This is a genomic window from Pedobacter gandavensis (assembly GCF_032677645.1).
GTDB lineage: Bacteria > Bacteroidota > Bacteroidia > Sphingobacteriales > Sphingobacteriaceae > Pedobacter > Pedobacter gandavensis_A.
The window spans coordinates 151,340-166,948 of sequence record NZ_JAVTSB010000009.1 but is presented as its reverse complement, the minus strand read 5'-3'; the positions used below and the strand labels follow the sequence as shown (position 1 = coordinate 166,948).

The window sequence follows — 15,609 nt, the reverse complement described above, 5'->3', positions numbered from 1 at the left end:
AATAAAAAAGCAGTTTAATAAAGCAAAGCGCTATTGCTTCTAACCTTTGTTAGAATTATTCTAAATAATATTTGGAATAATTCTAAATAAGTCCTTATACTTGCATCACTATTTGAAATCATTCTAAATAATTAAACAATGACACGATTGCTGCTACTACCTATTTTGCTCTTTATTTCCGTAATTACGGCTAATGCACAGGAAAAAGGTGGATTTATCTCCGGCACTGTAAATACAGCAGATGGCAGACCAGCGGCAAATGTGTTGGTATTCCTTAAAGGACAAAAAGGTATTGCTTACAGCAGCGCCGAAGGAACATTTAAAATATTTTCTCCTGAGGGCGCACAAATACTGATTTTTCAATCGGTTACTAAAAAACAAATAGAAAGGCCTCTGAAAGTATCGGCCGGTCAGGATCAAAATCTTCCGGTTATCGGTTTAAAAGAAAATGCCTACGAACTCAATGAAGTGGTCATTACCGGTCAATACGAACCTCAATCTTTACGTAATTCCGTTTATAATGTGCGGACGATTAGCAGTGAAATGATTCGTCTTCGTGGAGCAACAGAGCTGAAGAGCATCTTAAATACCGAGCTGGGCATTCGTTTTTCTACGGATAGACCAACTGGAATTAGTACACCCGAATTAATGGGTGTTTCCGGAGCGGGGATTAAAATTCTGGTTGATGGGATTCCGATGATGGATCGGGGCGTAGAAAAAGAAAGCCTCGGACAAATTGATGTCAACACTGTAGAAAGGATAGAAATTGTAGAAGGGCCAATGTCTGTGATCTATGGCACGGATGCCATGGCAGGGGTGATCAATATCATTACCAAAAGAGGCGGACATGATCAGTTTTCGGTAACAGCAAGGGTACAGGAAGAAACCGCAGGGAAAGAATACAATGCTTTTGATGGCAAAGGAATACATAACGAATTTATAGGTTTCAACTGGCAGAAAAATGGCTGGCATGCTGCTGCTTCCGGTAGCCGAAATAATTTTGGCGGATGGCAGGGGCTAAAAACCGGTCGTGAGCAAGAATGGTTGCCTAAAAACCAATGGTTAACTTCGGCAGCTGCCGGATATAAAAACGGAAAATTAGATATCTGGTACCGTTTTAATGGAGCCGACGAAAGTTTAAAGCTTTTAGGGCCAATCAGTAACTCGCCTAAAGTATCAGATAAAGAATACATTTCTAAGCGCTGGTTTCACCAATTGCAAGGCTCATTATTTGTAAATGATAAGGTAAGCATAGATGCCGCTGGCGCGTATACGGATTATAGCCGCCGGACATTGTCTACCGATTTAGAACTGGCAACAGGCAAAGAAACCTTATCCACCGATCAAGGTGCTCAAGATCTGGATGAGTTAAGTACGCTGTTTTTTAGAAGTACAGTTCAGTATAAAATATCACCGGAACTGACTTTGCAACCGGGGCTTGAATTCAATAGGAATGCTGGTCAGGGTGGCAGGATCAACGGCTCACCGGTGATCAATGATTATTCATTTTTCCTATCCACACAATGGCAGGTAAATGAGGCGATTCAGTTGAAACCAGGTTTCAGACTCACTAAGAACTCGATTTATGATGCGCCACCGGTTATTCCTTCCTTACATACTAAAATCAAGTTGAATAAAGACCTGGATCTACGCCTGTCTTATGCCAGAGGCTTTAGAGCGCCTATGTTAAGAGAGCTTTATTTTTATATGAAAGACAGCAATCATGATATTAAAGGAAACATTGACCTGAAAGCCGAATACTCGAATAGCTACCATGGATCACTTTCCTGGGCAGTAAAATCGACGCCTGATTTACGTCTAAACACAACGGTAAGTGCTTTCTTCAACGATTATAAAAACAAGATTGATTTAGGACTGGTAGAAGGGACCACAAATGTTAATACCTACCTCAATATCGCTAAAAACAAAACTACAGGCGGGGAGTGGAACAATACCCTATACTGGAAAGGCTTACAGGCAAGTTTAGGATTCGCTTATATCGGACAATACAATATGTATTCGGAAGAAAAAGACGAATTAGGAAGCACGCCGAAGTTTGTATGGACGCCGGAAATCAATTCCAACATCTCTTATCTGGTGCCAAAAATCAATACCAATGTAAGTTTATTCTACAAATTTACAGGGGAGAGATCGGCTTATATATTGAGTCAGACTGCGGAAGGGACCACTGCCAGGTTAAGTAAAATGGCTGCTTACCATATTGCAGACCTGACCTTAAATAAAACCATTAATAAATACCTGAGCATCAACGGAGGGGTAAGAAACCTGTTAAATGTAACCAGAATCCGCACTACCGGTGTAGAGTCAGGCGCGCATGTGAGCGATGGCAGCAATCCATTCGGCTATGGGCGCTCTTATTTCCTAGGCTTAACCATGAGCTGGGCTAAAAAGTAATCAATTATAAAATCAAAATATTATGAAAAAAGTTCTCCATTTCCTCTTTATGATCACGATGATAGCGACGGTAACGTCTTGCAAAAAATCAGATCCGCCAATGCCAGACAATACCATCAATTTTGAAGCAGCAAAGCAGGGTCTTGAAGCATCATCAGCGGAAGCGGTCTTGAAAATAAACCTGGCAAGAGCCACGGATGCTGCCGTAGCGGTAACGGTCAACCTTCAGGGAACCGGCCTAACTTACGGAACAGAATATACTACTGAACCCGCAGCAACAGCAAATGCCTTAACATTGAGTATCCCTGCCGGTGCAACAAGTGTTTCTTTTAAAGTGAAAAAAGTAGCCAACGCAGTGCTTAATGGAACTGAAACTATCGCTTTTAACATTAGCGCAGCCGGAAGTCCGCTGGTGATGGGCAGCACGGTGAAAACAGAGTTGACTTTCTCTGCTATCACTTCTGAAGGCTCTCAACTGACACTAAAAGGGATTTTCGGAACAGAGGCTGGAAGCAGCGCTTTAAATACGGTATACGTAGATTTAAGTAGCAACTCGATGGTCAATGTGAAAAGAGATGCCTGGGTACTTGGTTTTTCTTCGGGAACTGATTTCCGCGTAAGACTGAACAATACCAATGGTACCTCAGCGGTTAAAATTGCCGGTAAAACAGATTTAAATGCAGTAACTGCAGCTGACGTGGTATTAGATGATCTGGCTATCGCTTTAGGTACTTCGGAATCTCCAACAGTCCACCCATTTGTAAATATCGACAACGTTTATGGCGATGTCACCAAAGATGTGATTGCCAGTGTTTCTGCTACTGATGCTGACAATAAAGTCTTTATCGTTAACCCTTCGGGAGGAAGCCATACTTCAGAATTGTCATTAGACAACTTATTGAAAATTCGTGTCCTTCGAAAAGTAAACGGTTATACCTTACAGTATGCTAAATTGAAAGAAACAACTTTCAAAACGATAGACCTGGTTAAAGATGCAGCAAACAACTATGTATTTGTCAACTTTACTACGGTAGCCAATGTATTGAATGTAGAACCTGCAAAAGCGAAATGGGATCTGGCCTGGACCTGGTCTATCTATTACGGCGCAGCAGGAGGAACGACTTATCCTTACGGATTCTCTGATATTGTTTTTCTAAACAATTTAGGTGGTGCACAGGCTGCGCAGGTAGCTACAACTACCGTTTCTTATGCCAACTATAATGAAAGTAATATCGCTGCAACAAGTTTCAAAGCAGATCGTAATGTGATTGGTTCAGACTGGCGCTCTACCAGTCCGGCAACAGGAGTTAAATCGGATCGTTTTTATGTGATTAAAGACGCATCAGGAAATGTATATAAACTGAAGTTCATATCAATGGGAGCTGGCGATGGCGGTAAACGCGGTGAGCCGGTGATTGAGTATAAACTCGTTAAGAAGGGCTAAAATTTGGTTAGTTTAGGTTGTAGGAAGCTTTCGGTGGATGCCGGAAGCTCATCCTTTTATCCTGCTGCCGGTTTAAAAAACAAAGACATGAAATACAAACTAATCATTTTGTTTTGCGGGGTAATGGCACTAAATGCCTGTAATGCCGGCGCCGACAAAAACACAACCGATCCATCGCTGGATAGTGTCAAAATTGTTTCCCTTAACGGGACGATTTCTGAGATTGTTGCCGGCCTTGGTCTGGAGAAAAATATTGTAGGGACAGATATTACCAGTAATTACCCGGAGAGCCTGAAAAGCAAGCCTAAAGTAGGACATAACCGGAGAATTAACGCAGAAGGTGTGTTATCCCTACAACCAAATATCGTAGTAGGCATGGCTAAAGAAATGAGTCCACAGCTGGCTACGCAGTTTAAAGCAGCAGGTATCCGTTTGATTCTTTTTGATCAGGAATTTACTGCCGAAGGAACGAAAAGGCTGATTCATGCAGTGGCGGATAGTCTAAAACATCCGGCTAAAGCAGATTCACTGGCTAATGCTTTTGAAACTCAACTGGCAGTAGCGCAATCACATGTTAAGCCTGGTAAAAAGCCAAAAGTGCTGTTTATTTATGCACGTGGTACGGGAACAATGATGGTTGGCGGTACAGGTACACCGGTAGAAAAGGTGATTGAAATGGCAGGTGGTGTGAATGCCATTACAGAATTTGAAGAGTACAAACCTTTAACTTCTGAAGCATTGGTGAAAGCAAACCCTGATATATTGTTGCTGTTTGATGATGGATTAGAGAGTTTGGGGGGTGTTTCCGGATTATTGGATGTACAGGGTGTAGCTCAAACCAACGCAGGGAAAAATAAAAGAGTGGTGACTATGCCCGGCGAAATGCTGACCAGTTTTGGTCCGCGCTTAGGTCTGGCGGTAACTTCATTAGCAGAAAAGATAAAGTGATCAAAAAAACAGGATATATCCTTTTAAGTTTAACCATCGTTTTGATCTTAACGATGGTTATTTCGTCTTGTGTGGGGGCGGTACCCATTAGTTTTTCAGAGTTGATGTCCATCATTGCCTATCATACCGGTTTATCCGGACAACAGAATTTTGAGTCTCAGCAGGCCGCCGTGTTTTTAAACCTGCGTTTGCCAAGGGTAGTTTTGGGTGTATTGATTGGTGCAGCACTCGGGATTTCCGGTGCAGCCATTCAGGGGCTTTTCAGAAACCCATTGGCGGAACCCGGTTTAATCGGTATCTCTTCCGGAGCCACTTTATTTGCGGTGGTCATGATCGTACTGGAGACCAGAATATTTAAAGAATTAACTGGTATTCTTGGCTTTTATGCCTTATCCATTGCCGCTTTTGTTGGTGCCGGACTAACCACAATGTTGGTTTATCGCATTGCTATGAGAAACGGAAAAACGATTATCACCACCTTACTTTTAGGAGGAATAGCCATTAATGCGATGGCAGGAGCCTTTACCGGTTTGCTAACTTATATGGCTACGGATGCACAACTCCGCAACATCACGTTCTGGAGTCTGGGGAGTTTAGGTGGTGCCAGCTGGCCAACCGTAACGACTTTATTGCCTTTCGTCTTGATTCCGGTAATTGGCTTGCCTTTTTTAGCTAAATCTTTGAATGCACTGGCATTGGGAGAAGCGCAGGCCATGCACATGGGCGTGAATGTGAAAGTGGTGAAAAGACTGGTGATTTGTCTGGCCACTATGGCTGTTGGGGCTTCGGTAGCAGTGGCGGGGATGATCGCCTTTATCGGACTAATTATTCCACATATTTTAAGGATGACTTTTACGGCCGACCATCGGTTGGTGGTTCCGGGATCGGCATTGCTGGGTGCAGCTTTGTTAACCCTGGCAGATTTAATTGCCAGAACAGTAGTGGCACCGGCAGAATTGCCAATTGGCATATTAACAGCCATGATTGGTGCCCCTGTATTTATATATATCATCATTACGGAAAGAAATAAAACTAACCCATAAATGATCAAGGTAAGAGAACTGAGTTTTAAGGTAGGAGAGAAGAAATTGTTGGATGGACTGAGCTTTGACGCCCATAAAGGGGAGTTACTAGCAATTTTAGGTGCCAATGGGGCGGGGAAAAGTACGTTGATGAAATTGCTTTGTCGCGAGATACGCCCTTCCTCCGGAACAATTACCATCCAGGGTAAAGCTTTAGCTGATTATCGGCTGGAGGACCTGGCAAAAACACGCGCGGTATTGTCGCAACACAATACCTTATTGGTCTCTTTTCAGGTGAATGAGTTGGTTTTAATGGGCCGTTATCCTCATTTTAAGCAAAAACCTACCGAAGATGATTTTCGGATTGTCCGCGAGGCGATGGAGGAAACAGGCATCAGCCACCTGGCTTCCAGAGATTACAATACGCTTTCGGGCGGGGAGCAGCAAAGGGTGCAACTGGCCAGGGTAATCGCACAGATTTACGATAGTCCCGATGCCTGTTTGTTCTTAGATGAACCTACCAATGGCTTAGATTTATTATACCAGCAACAGATTATGGAGCTGGCCAGGAAACTGGCAGACCGTGGTTATTGTGTGGTTTGTATTTTACACGATATTAATTTTGCCTCCCGTTTTGCAGACCGCATCATGATGCTGAAACAGGGAAAAAAGGTGGCCGAAGGTTTACCAATAGAAGTGATCAACTGTGAAAATATACACGAAACCTTCAGTATAAAAGTAAAGCTGATGGCATGTGAAGGTTATAACTGTCCGCTGGTTGTACCAGCAACAATATTAAAGTAAGAATTATGGAAAAGATATTAGATTTAAAAAAGCAATGGGAAGCTTTCAAAGTAGAAAATCCTAAACTAAGAATCAGAGATGCAGCCAGAGCGCTTGGTACTGCCGAAGCCGCTTTAGTGGCCACTACGGTAGGGGATACCGCCATCCGTTTAAAGGATGAGTTTCCTGAAATCCTGCAAGGGGTAGAAGCTTTAGGAAAAGTAATGGCTTTAACGCGTAATGACAATTGCGTTCATGAGCGCAAAGGGGTTTACCATAAAGTTACTTTCCGCGGATCAATGGGCCTTGCCGTAAATCCTGATATCGACCTGAGGTTATTCATGGGTCAATGGGCATCCGGCTTTGCCGTAAATGAAAACAACAGAAAAAGCTTACAATTCTTCGGAAAAGACGGAGAAGCGGTACATAAAATTTACCTGACGGAAGACAGTCTGGAAGCTGCTTATGAAGAACTAGTCGCTAAATATACTGCGGAAGATCAGAAAGCACCCTTAGAAATTGCTGCGGCAAAAGTTGCGGCAACCGAAGTTGCGGATGAAGAAGTAGCCGTGGAAAGTTTCCAGAAAGCCTGGTTGGCTTTAGAAGATACCCATGATTTTCATGGTCTTTTGAGGACCTATGCTTTAACCAGAACTCAGGCACTTCGTTTAGCGCCTGAAGGCCATGCCTTTTCGATCACGGTAGATTCTTTAAAAGCGATTTTGCAAAAAGCCTCAGAAACGGATTTGCAGATTATGGTATTTACCAGCAGTGCAGGATGTATTCAAATCCACACGGGATTGGTTAAAAAGCAAGTAGAAACAGGTCCATGGTTCAATGTGCTTGATCCGGATTTCAATTTACATTTAAGAACAGATGCCATTGCTTCGGTATGGTTGGTTAAAAAGCCGACAAAAGATGGTATTGTAACGAGTATAGAAGTATTTGATGATAAAGGAGAGATTATTGTTCAGTTTTTCGGAAAGCGTAAGCCAGGGATTCCTGAAGATGAAAACTGGAGATTTATCGCCAATGAACTGGCTGTAGTCAGCTAAAAAATCTACTACCCTCCATATTGGTTGCTTGGGTTTAGGTGTGTTTAAAGCGTCGGATTAGGCCCCGACGCTTTGTTTTTTTTATAGCTGATGGTAATTGCTTGCTTATTTACCGAAATGATTAAACTTTCCGAATACACCCAATGGCAATTTAATACCAGAGGTAGCTTGTAAGTACAATTCTCCGGTCTCCAGGTTTTGAACCTGTGGGAAAGAAGTTTTGATCAGATTTTCTACAATGACAGAAGAGAAACCTAAAGAGTAAGTGTTTAGGATTAAGAAGTGTTCTTCTTCATCCAATAACTGCACTACATCCTGCATCATCTCTTGAATATGGTCTTCCAGTTTCCATTTCTCGCCGTTTGGTCCATGACCAAAAGCTGGTGGATCTAAGATGATACCATTGTATTTTTTACCGCGTTTCAGTTCTCTTTTTACAAACTTCAAGGCATCTTCTACTACCCAACGTACATCTTTAAGGTTCGAAAGTTCCTGGTTTTCGTTGGCCCAGTTCACTACCTGTTTGATAGAATCTACGTGCGTAGTGTCTGCACCTGCCGCTTTCGCGATCAATGATGCTGCACCGGTATAAGCGAAAAGATTAAGGACTTTTGGCGTTGGTGTTTTAAATTTTTTAACGCAGGAAGAGATGTAATCCCAGTTTACTGCCTGCTCAGGGAATACGCCAACGTGTTTGAAGGAAGTTAAACCTAAACGCAGGTTGATACTTACATCATCGTTTTTATAGTTCACATTCCAGCGGTCAGGCAGGTGTGCAGAGCTTTTTGTCCATTCGCCGGTTGTTGCCGAGCGACCTTTGAACCTGATATGGGTTAATTTTTTCCATTCTTGTTCAGACATCATCTTTTTCCATACAGCCTGAGGTTCAGGTCTGCATAAAATCAGGTTTCCAAAGCGTTCTAATTTCTCAAAATCACCACAATCAATCAACTCGTAATCTTTCCAGTGTGTGGGTGTTAACAGGCTTATCATAAAAATATGGGTATTAAAATTTGTCTTTTGCAGCTTTCATAAAACGGCTGGCAAAAACAAAATCATTTAGTTCTTGAATATCAGTGTGGGCGATCTCTTTGTTGGATCCTTCCCAGAATTTTTTCCCTTCGTGTAAGAATAGGATATAATCTCCAATTCCCATTACGGAGTTCATATCGTGGGTAACCACGACAGTAGTGGTATTGTATTCTTCGGTTAGTTCTTTGATCAGCTCATCGATAACGATAGATGTTTTAGGATCTAAACCAGAGTTTGGCTCATCTACGAACAGGTATTTAGGATTCATGGCGATGGCACGGGCAATACCCACCCGTTTTTTCATCCCTCCGGAAAGTTCCGCAGGAAATAAAGCGTTTTTGCCAACCAGGTTTACCCTTTCCAGACAGAAGTTTACACGGTCCAGTTTTTCAGAACGTGGCTGATCAGTGAACATATTTAAAGGAAACATGATGTTTTCCTCTACCGTCATGGAATCAAAAAGTGCTGATCCCTGGAAGAGCATCCCGATTTCTTTTCTGATCTCGATCTTTTCCTCAAAGTTCATGGTCGTGAACTCACGTCCGTCATACTCTACACTTCCTTTTTCAGGATGGTGTAAACCAATCATACACTTTAATAAGGTGGTTTTTCCGGAACCGGAACCGCCAATGATCAGGTTGGTTACTCCTGGCTTAAATATGGCCGAAATGCCTTTTAAAACCTCATTGTCGCCAAATGATTTGTAAATATCTTTGATTTCGATCATAGTAATAACTGGGTTACGATGTAATCACATGCAAGAATAGTAATACAACTTACTACTACGGCTCTGGTACTTGCCTGAGCTACTTCCAATGCGCCACCTTTGACATAAAACCCTTCATAGGCAGGAACTGAAGTAATGATAAAACCGAATACGAAAGCTTTAACTAAGGCTACTACAATGGTGTAAGGGTTGAAATCTGTAGTGATCCCCTGAATATACTCAGCCGCAGAAACTGCTCCTGATAAAGTACCACCAATAAATCCACCACCAATACTCAATACCATTGAGATGATCACCAATAGGGGAACCATCGTAATGCCGGCAAGGATTTTTGGTAAGATCAGGTATCCCGGAGAGTTGATGCCCATAATTTCTAAGGCGTCAATCTGTTCACTTACGCGCATGGTACCAATCTCCGAAGAGATGGCAGAGCCGATTTTACCAGCCAGTACAATTGCTGTAATCGTTGGACTTAATTCCAGAATGCTGGAGTCTCTGTTTACAGAACCGATAATGGTTTTAGGGATAAAATCACTAACCAGCTGAAAGGCGATCTGTAAAGTCATTACCGCACCAATAAAGGTGGAAATAATAGAAATAAGTCCTAGTGAACCTACGCCGATAAAGTCCATTTGTTTGAAGATGGCCTTCATGTATATGCTTAACTTCTCAGGCTTTCTGAATACGGCCTTTAATAAGAGTATGTATCTGCCAAAATTGGTGAAATTCATTTAATGAAATATTAGCTATGGTAATAATGCAATATTACTACAAAGAAACAACAAAAATTGTTGGGTCATTGCTTATTTTATTAAATAAATATTTCGTTTACTGCTCGTTTTTACCACGTTTAGGTATGGATATGGCTATATACTATAGGGCATTTTATGTAATATTGCTGACAAATTTAGAGGAGATGAACGCAGTAATTACCGGAGCTACCAAAGGAATTGGAAAGGCTATTGCCATTAAACTAGCTGAAAATGGATATAATCTTGCCATTTGTGCAAGGAATGCACTTGAACTGGAGGCTTTTAGCGCCGATTTAAGTTATACCGGAGTTTCCGTTTTTACTTTTGTAGCCGATCTGGGGAATAAAGCTGAAGTAGCTGCGTTTTGTGATGCGGTAAAGGGGGAGTATGCCAGTATCGATGTTTTAGTGAATAATGCAGGGGTTTATTTGCCGGGTTCTATGCTTGATGAGGTAGATGATTCCTTTGAGAATCAGTTGAATCTGAACCTGTTGGCTCCTTATTATCTGTCTAAATACTTCGGTAAAATCATGCGTAATCAGCAGTCAGGGCATATTTTTAACATCTGCTCGATCGCAAGTAAAGAAATCATACCAAATGCCGGTGGGTATTGTGTAACTAAATCAGCCTTGCTCAGTCTTAATGATGTATGCCGGGAGGAGTTGTCGAAATACAATGTTAAAGTGACGGCAATTTTGCCAGGTTCTACCTTAACAGCTTCCTGGGAAGGGACAGAAATTCCAGCGGAACGTTTTGTACAACCGGAAGATATTGCCGCTGCGATACACACGGTTTTAAACTTAAGTGCCGGTGTAAACGTAGATGAAGTAACCTTAAAACCGTTACAGTTTTAAAGAAAAAATAAATAAGAAAAGGAGGATATAATTATGGACAAGCGATTATTTAGAAATGAACACGATAAGGTTTTAGCAGGTGTATCCTCAGGGATTGCGGATTATATGGAGGTAGATGTAACTATTATCAGGCTGTTGTTTGTGCTTTCTACTATATTTTTGGTGGGCACAGGGGTTCTGGTTTACATTGTGATGTGGATCGTTGTTCCTGTAAATACTGATCCGACCATGAGGTTCTCCAAATTCAACGACTTTTTTAAAGGACAACCAAATAATCCTTTTAGTACGCCGGGAAGCTTCTCGCAAGCTCCGCCAAAAACGGAAAACCCTGCTGGTTCAGGGAGCAGCTGGACTTCATCTACTATAAATGAAGATCCTTTCAAAGCAAGTCCTAAAATGGAAGACTTTACCAAGCCCTTCGGTAAAACAAATAATGAAACCGGTAGGACAGTAGGCGGTTTATTCCTGCTCGTGATCGGGATTTACTTCCTGATGAATGAATTTAACATCATTCCGTTCTGGTTTAGCCTGAGCAAATTATGGCCATTGGTCTTTGTAGCAATTGGTGCGAGTTTCATTATGAAAGGCAAGAATAAAACGGCTTGGGACAATTGGAAAGAGCAACAAGGTGATGGTTTTGCTCCTAATCCGGCAAATCCGGTAACACCTGCCAGTCCGGGAACACCTGAAACACCAGTTACACCGGTTGATCTTGTTGATCCAACGGTAGCTACCGAAGGAGTGGTTACGCCATCAGCTGATGAGGTGTCAAATGATACGAACAGTTCCACACCAGGTACTGATCCGGAAGGAACTGTGCCACCTGCAGACGACAGGTTTACTAAACGTGATTAATATAAAGGTATAGCTATTCATTTTAAAAATATAGATAGATGAAAACAGATAGAATAATGTGGGGTATCGTACTGTTGTTTATCGGCGGCGTATTACTTCTGGAAAACTTTCATATCATTGATTTTTACTGGCGGAATGTGATTCGTTTCTGGCCAATCTTCCTGATCATTGCAGGAGTAAATATCTTATTCAGCAGGAGCAAATCGCAGGTAGGTGGCCTGGTTTCCATAGGGGTTTTAGTGATCACTTTGTCGATGTTGTTCGTTAAAGGGCAGCAAAGACCAGAAGATCGCAGTACCTGGTTCGGAGATCAGATTACGGAAGAAATGAATGCTGATGAACATAGCGATTCGAGCGACAGAGGCTTTGATGAGTTGAACTTCTCTGAAGCGTATGATGAGGCACTGAATAAAAAAGTGGTATTCAATATCTCCGGTGGAGGAACCTCATTTGAACTAAAAGGAGAAACAGATAGTCTGCTGCAAGCGCATGTAGAGAAAAAAGCCGGGGAATTCTCCCTGACTAAAAGCACGACAGACAGCACAACTGCGGTTACTTTCAAAATGAAAGGTAAATCTGGCTGGTCGATGAATGAAGGTGGCAATGATGTTGATTTTCATTTGAATAAAAACCCGGAATGGGAGATGCACATGAATATGGGTGCAGGAGAAGTAGATTTCGACCTGAGCGAGTATAAAGTACGCTCATTCAACTTTGATGGTGGTGCTGCGGCATTGGAGATCAAACTTGGCAGTAGATTACCGATCACTGATGTGAATGTGAAAACCGGAATCGCGGATGTTAAAATTAATATCCCTACAGAATCTGGTTGCAGGATAAAAACTAAAACTGGTCTTTCTGCCAAAGATTTCACCGGATTCACAAAAATGAAAGACGGTACTTATGAAACGCCAAATTACAGTACTTCAACCAACAAGATATTCATTAATTTTGATGGTGGACTGAGTAGTTTTGAGGTCTCACGTTACTAAACTATAAATTAAAGGATGGTTCATGATTGCATGGCCATCATATAAAAATAAATAAAGCATGGAAAACGGGGTTAGCCCAGAATATACCGTTGTGATCAATGGAAAGCCAACGGGACCTTATCCTTTAGACCTGCTGAAGACATTATCCATCCTGCCGGGAACATTTGTCAGGAAGCCTGGAATGGATGATTATAAAGAAGCTCATGAGTTCCCGGAACTGCGTGAGCTTCTTGGTTTTACTTATCGTAAGACTGCACCCCAGTATTTTGCCTCTTTTGACCAACGTTTGCTGGCTAGCGTAATTGACTATTTCCTGATTACTTTGTGTTATGCACTTTTAGTGTTACTGGGCTTTATTTTCATTACGGAAAAGGGAGAACGGATTGCAGCGATTGTAATCGGTCTGCCACTGATTCCTCTGGCTAAGTTTTTCTATGGCAGTATCGCCGAGGCCGGCATTAAACAGGCAACCATAGGTAAGGCTTTGTTGAATATCCGCGTTACCGATATGGAAGGCAACCGGATCAGCCTTGGGAATTCTTACGGCCGCAATGCAGCTAAAGCTTTATCAGTACTTCCGGTTTTCTTTGGTTATCTATATAGTTTCCTCAACAGGAAACAGCAATGTTTTCATGACCTGATTGCAGAGACGCTTGTGATCAAGGATAGACTGATTTAACCAACATAATCTTTATCTTTGCTTCATATTGACATCGTAAACTGATGTTCTTATCTTAAATTGATGGAAGAAGTAGCTGTTCAAAAAGAGTTAATTGGTGGGTATTGCAATAGTTTAACCCAATATTCAAGGTTTCTAACGCGTGAAGTCAACATCGGTGATGTGCCTATGGGCGGATTAAATCCAATCCGGATTCAGTCGATGACTACCACCGATACCATGGATACCATGGGGACCGTTGAACAAACCATTCGTATGGTAAACTCTGGTTGCGAATACGTACGTATTACCGCACCCAGCATCAAAGAGGCCGAAAACCTGGCCAACATCAAAAAAGAATTGCGTTACCGTGGCTACAACGTGCCTTTAGTTGCCGATATCCATTTTACTCCTAATGCCGCAGAATCTGCTGCAAGGATTGTAGAAAAGGTAAGGGTGAACCCGGGAAATTATGCAGATAAGAAGAAATTTGAAAGTATAGAATACACGCAGCAAGCCTATCAGGCAGAGCTGGATCGGATCTATAAGAAATTCATCCCATTGGTGAAAATCTGTAAAGAGTATGGTACCGCCATGAGAATTGGTACCAATCACGGCTCTTTATCGGATCGTATCATGAGCCATTATGGCGATACGCCAAGGGGAATGGTAGAATCAGCGATGGAGTTTATCCGGATGTGTGAAGACCAGAATTATTACAATCTGGTGATCTCAATGAAAGCGAGTAATACTCAGGTTATGGTGCAGGCTTACCGTTTGCTGGTAGAAACCATGGTTAAAGAGGGGATGAACTATCCGCTACACCTGGGAGTAACCGAAGCCGGCGACGGGGAAGATGGCAGGATTAAATCGGCTGTCGGAATTGGTACTTTGCTGGAAGATGGTTTAGGAGATACCATTCGTGTGTCCCTGACCGAAGATCCTGAATTTGAGGCACCTGTTGCTAAAGCAATGGCTATGCGCTATGAAAAAAGGGCTCTGCATACTGATTTAGCTCCTGCCAGGGAACAAATTACCATCAAAACTCTGCCTTATCAACCCTATGAGTACAACCGTAGAATTACGGTTCCTGTACAACATATCGGCGGCAGTAACCATCCAATTGTAATGCTGGATGTATCTAAAGAAAACTTAAAAGACCCTTACTTTTTAACCTCGGTAGGCTATAAATATAGTGCCGGACTGGATAAATACAATATGGCCGATCAGGCTTGCGATTTGGTTTATCTGGGCGATTCACTTCCTTCGTTTTCATTTCCGGGAAATCTGAAGCAGATTTATAACTACCAGACCTGGTTAAATCTAAAAGATAAAAACAACTGTCATCCTTTGATGAGCTATGCAGAATACGATGCTGCGGTAGTAAAGGATGCGCAATTGAACCTAGTACATATTGATGCCAATGAAACGATAGACTTGTTGCCATTAAAAGACAAGGATAATGTCGTATTGGTATTAGAAACCACCGCCGAACATGGTATGGCTGCACAACGTGCTTTCTTTATCCGTTTACTGAACGATAAAATCCAGCTTCCGGTAATTATCAAAAGAAACTATCCTGAGCTGAATGCAGATGATTTAATGTTATACGCTGCTACAGATGTTGGTGCGCTATTTACTGATGGCCTGGGTGACGGAACCTGGATCAGTGCTGCGGAAAATGTTGGACTTGCCCTGGTAAATTCTACCAGCTTTGGTATCCTGCAAGCTACCCGTACCCGTATTTCCAAGACAGAATATATCTCTTGCCCTAGCTGCGGACGTACTTTGTTCGACTTACAGGAAACGACTCAATTGATCAGATCACGTACCGATCATTTGAAAGGTATCAAAATTGGTATCATGGGCTGTATCGTAAACGGTCCGGGCGAAATGGCCGATGCTGATTACGGTTATGTAGGTATCGGTCCCGGAAAAATCACCCTGTACCGTGGTAAAGAAGTCGTAAAGAAAAATGTAAATGCAGCACGTGCCCTTGATGATTTAATCGACCTGATTAAAGAAGATGGCAAATGGGTCTATGTAAGTTAATTGTTGCTGTTCATTCTTTA

The 15,609-nt window shown here is 42.1% G+C and carries 14 protein-coding genes; 11 read left to right on the top strand and 3 right to left on the bottom strand.

Translation table 11 applies throughout. From position 1 onward, the window contains the following. The first annotated feature begins 138 nt into the window (after positions 1 to 138). The 6 genes from R2Q66_RS16275 to R2Q66_RS16250 all read left to right on the top strand — a co-directional run bounded on the left by R2Q66_RS16275 (position 139) and on the right by R2Q66_RS16250 (position 7,667). Positions 139 to 2,415 (top strand): TonB-dependent receptor, encoded by a 2,277-nt coding sequence (locus R2Q66_RS16275; RefSeq protein ID WP_316750876.1) that lies wholly within the window; start codon positions 139 to 141, stop codon positions 2,413 to 2,415. Positions 2,416 to 2,437: 22 nt separating this feature from the next. Beyond that, positions 2,438 to 3,859 carry an HmuY family protein gene (locus R2Q66_RS16270; RefSeq protein ID WP_316750874.1) on the top strand — a complete coding sequence of 474 codons (1,422 nt, stop codon included), beginning with the start codon at positions 2,438 to 2,440 and terminating at the stop codon, positions 3,857 to 3,859. 87 nt (positions 3,860 to 3,946) lie between these two features. Beyond that, positions 3,947 to 4,807 (top strand): hemin ABC transporter substrate-binding protein, encoded by an 861-nt coding sequence (locus R2Q66_RS16265; protein WP_316750872.1) that lies wholly within the window; start codon positions 3,947 to 3,949, stop codon positions 4,805 to 4,807. After that, entirely contained in the window at positions 4,804 to 5,850 is a 1,047-nt protein-coding gene (locus R2Q66_RS16260; RefSeq protein ID WP_316750870.1) for an iron ABC transporter permease, read from the top strand. Before R2Q66_RS16265 ends, R2Q66_RS16260 begins: the two co-directional genes overlap by 4 nt. Next, the gene (locus tag R2Q66_RS16255) at positions 5,851 to 6,633 is read left to right on the top strand and encodes a heme ABC transporter ATP-binding protein (protein ID WP_316750868.1); all 783 of its coding nucleotides are present in this window, start codon (positions 5,851 to 5,853) and stop codon (positions 6,631 to 6,633) included. It begins immediately after the preceding gene. Positions 6,634 to 6,638: 5 nt separating this feature from the next. Then, positions 6,639 to 7,667, top strand: coding sequence for a hemin-degrading factor (locus R2Q66_RS16250; RefSeq protein WP_316750866.1), 1,029 nt, complete (start codon positions 6,639 to 6,641; stop codon positions 7,665 to 7,667). A 105-nt stretch (positions 7,668 to 7,772) separates the two neighbouring features. Here R2Q66_RS16250 and R2Q66_RS16245 read toward each other — a convergent pair whose 3' ends face one another. From R2Q66_RS16245 to R2Q66_RS16235, 3 genes are read right to left on the bottom strand one after another with little or no spacing between them, the layout of a single operon-like run. Continuing rightward, entirely contained in the window at positions 7,773 to 8,660 is an 888-nt protein-coding gene (locus R2Q66_RS16245; RefSeq protein ID WP_265841081.1) for a class I SAM-dependent methyltransferase, read from the bottom strand. A gap of 13 nt (positions 8,661 to 8,673) precedes the next feature. Then, on the bottom strand, positions 8,674 to 9,426 hold the full coding sequence (locus R2Q66_RS16240; RefSeq protein ID WP_316750863.1) for an ABC transporter ATP-binding protein: 753 nt from the start codon (positions 9,424 to 9,426) through the stop codon (positions 8,674 to 8,676). Beyond that, positions 9,423 to 10,157 (bottom strand): MlaE family ABC transporter permease, encoded by a 735-nt coding sequence (locus R2Q66_RS16235; RefSeq protein WP_062547023.1) that lies wholly within the window; start codon positions 10,155 to 10,157, stop codon positions 9,423 to 9,425. The genes R2Q66_RS16240 and R2Q66_RS16235 overlap by 4 nt, the downstream gene beginning before the upstream one ends. A gap of 185 nt (positions 10,158 to 10,342) precedes the next feature. On the opposite strand from R2Q66_RS16235, the gene R2Q66_RS16230 reads away from it, so the two are divergent. The 5 genes from R2Q66_RS16230 (at position 10,343) to ispG (ending at position 15,589) form a co-directional block, all read left to right on the top strand. After that, complete coding sequence (locus R2Q66_RS16230) at positions 10,343 to 11,032, top strand: SDR family oxidoreductase (protein WP_316750859.1); 690 nt, start codon at positions 10,343 to 10,345, stop codon at positions 11,030 to 11,032. A 33-nt stretch (positions 11,033 to 11,065) separates the two neighbouring features. Then, positions 11,066 to 11,887, top strand: a complete 822-nt coding sequence (locus R2Q66_RS16225; protein ID WP_316750857.1) for a PspC domain-containing protein — start codon at positions 11,066 to 11,068, stop codon at positions 11,885 to 11,887. A 38-nt stretch (positions 11,888 to 11,925) separates the two neighbouring features. Next, a complete protein-coding gene (locus R2Q66_RS16220) occupies positions 11,926 to 12,879 on the top strand; it encodes a LiaF transmembrane domain-containing protein (RefSeq protein WP_316750855.1) in 954 nt (317 codons plus the stop codon). A gap of 58 nt (positions 12,880 to 12,937) precedes the next feature. Further along, on the top strand, positions 12,938 to 13,558 hold the full coding sequence (locus R2Q66_RS16215) for an RDD family protein (RefSeq protein WP_316750853.1): 621 nt from the start codon (positions 12,938 to 12,940) through the stop codon (positions 13,556 to 13,558). Positions 13,559 to 13,621: 63 nt separating this feature from the next. Further along, positions 13,622 to 15,589 carry a (E)-4-hydroxy-3-methylbut-2-enyl-diphosphate synthase gene (ispG, locus tag R2Q66_RS16210; protein WP_316750852.1) on the top strand — a complete coding sequence of 656 codons (1,968 nt, stop codon included), beginning with the start codon at positions 13,622 to 13,624 and terminating at the stop codon, positions 15,587 to 15,589. Positions 15,590 to 15,609 lie beyond the last annotated feature (20 nt).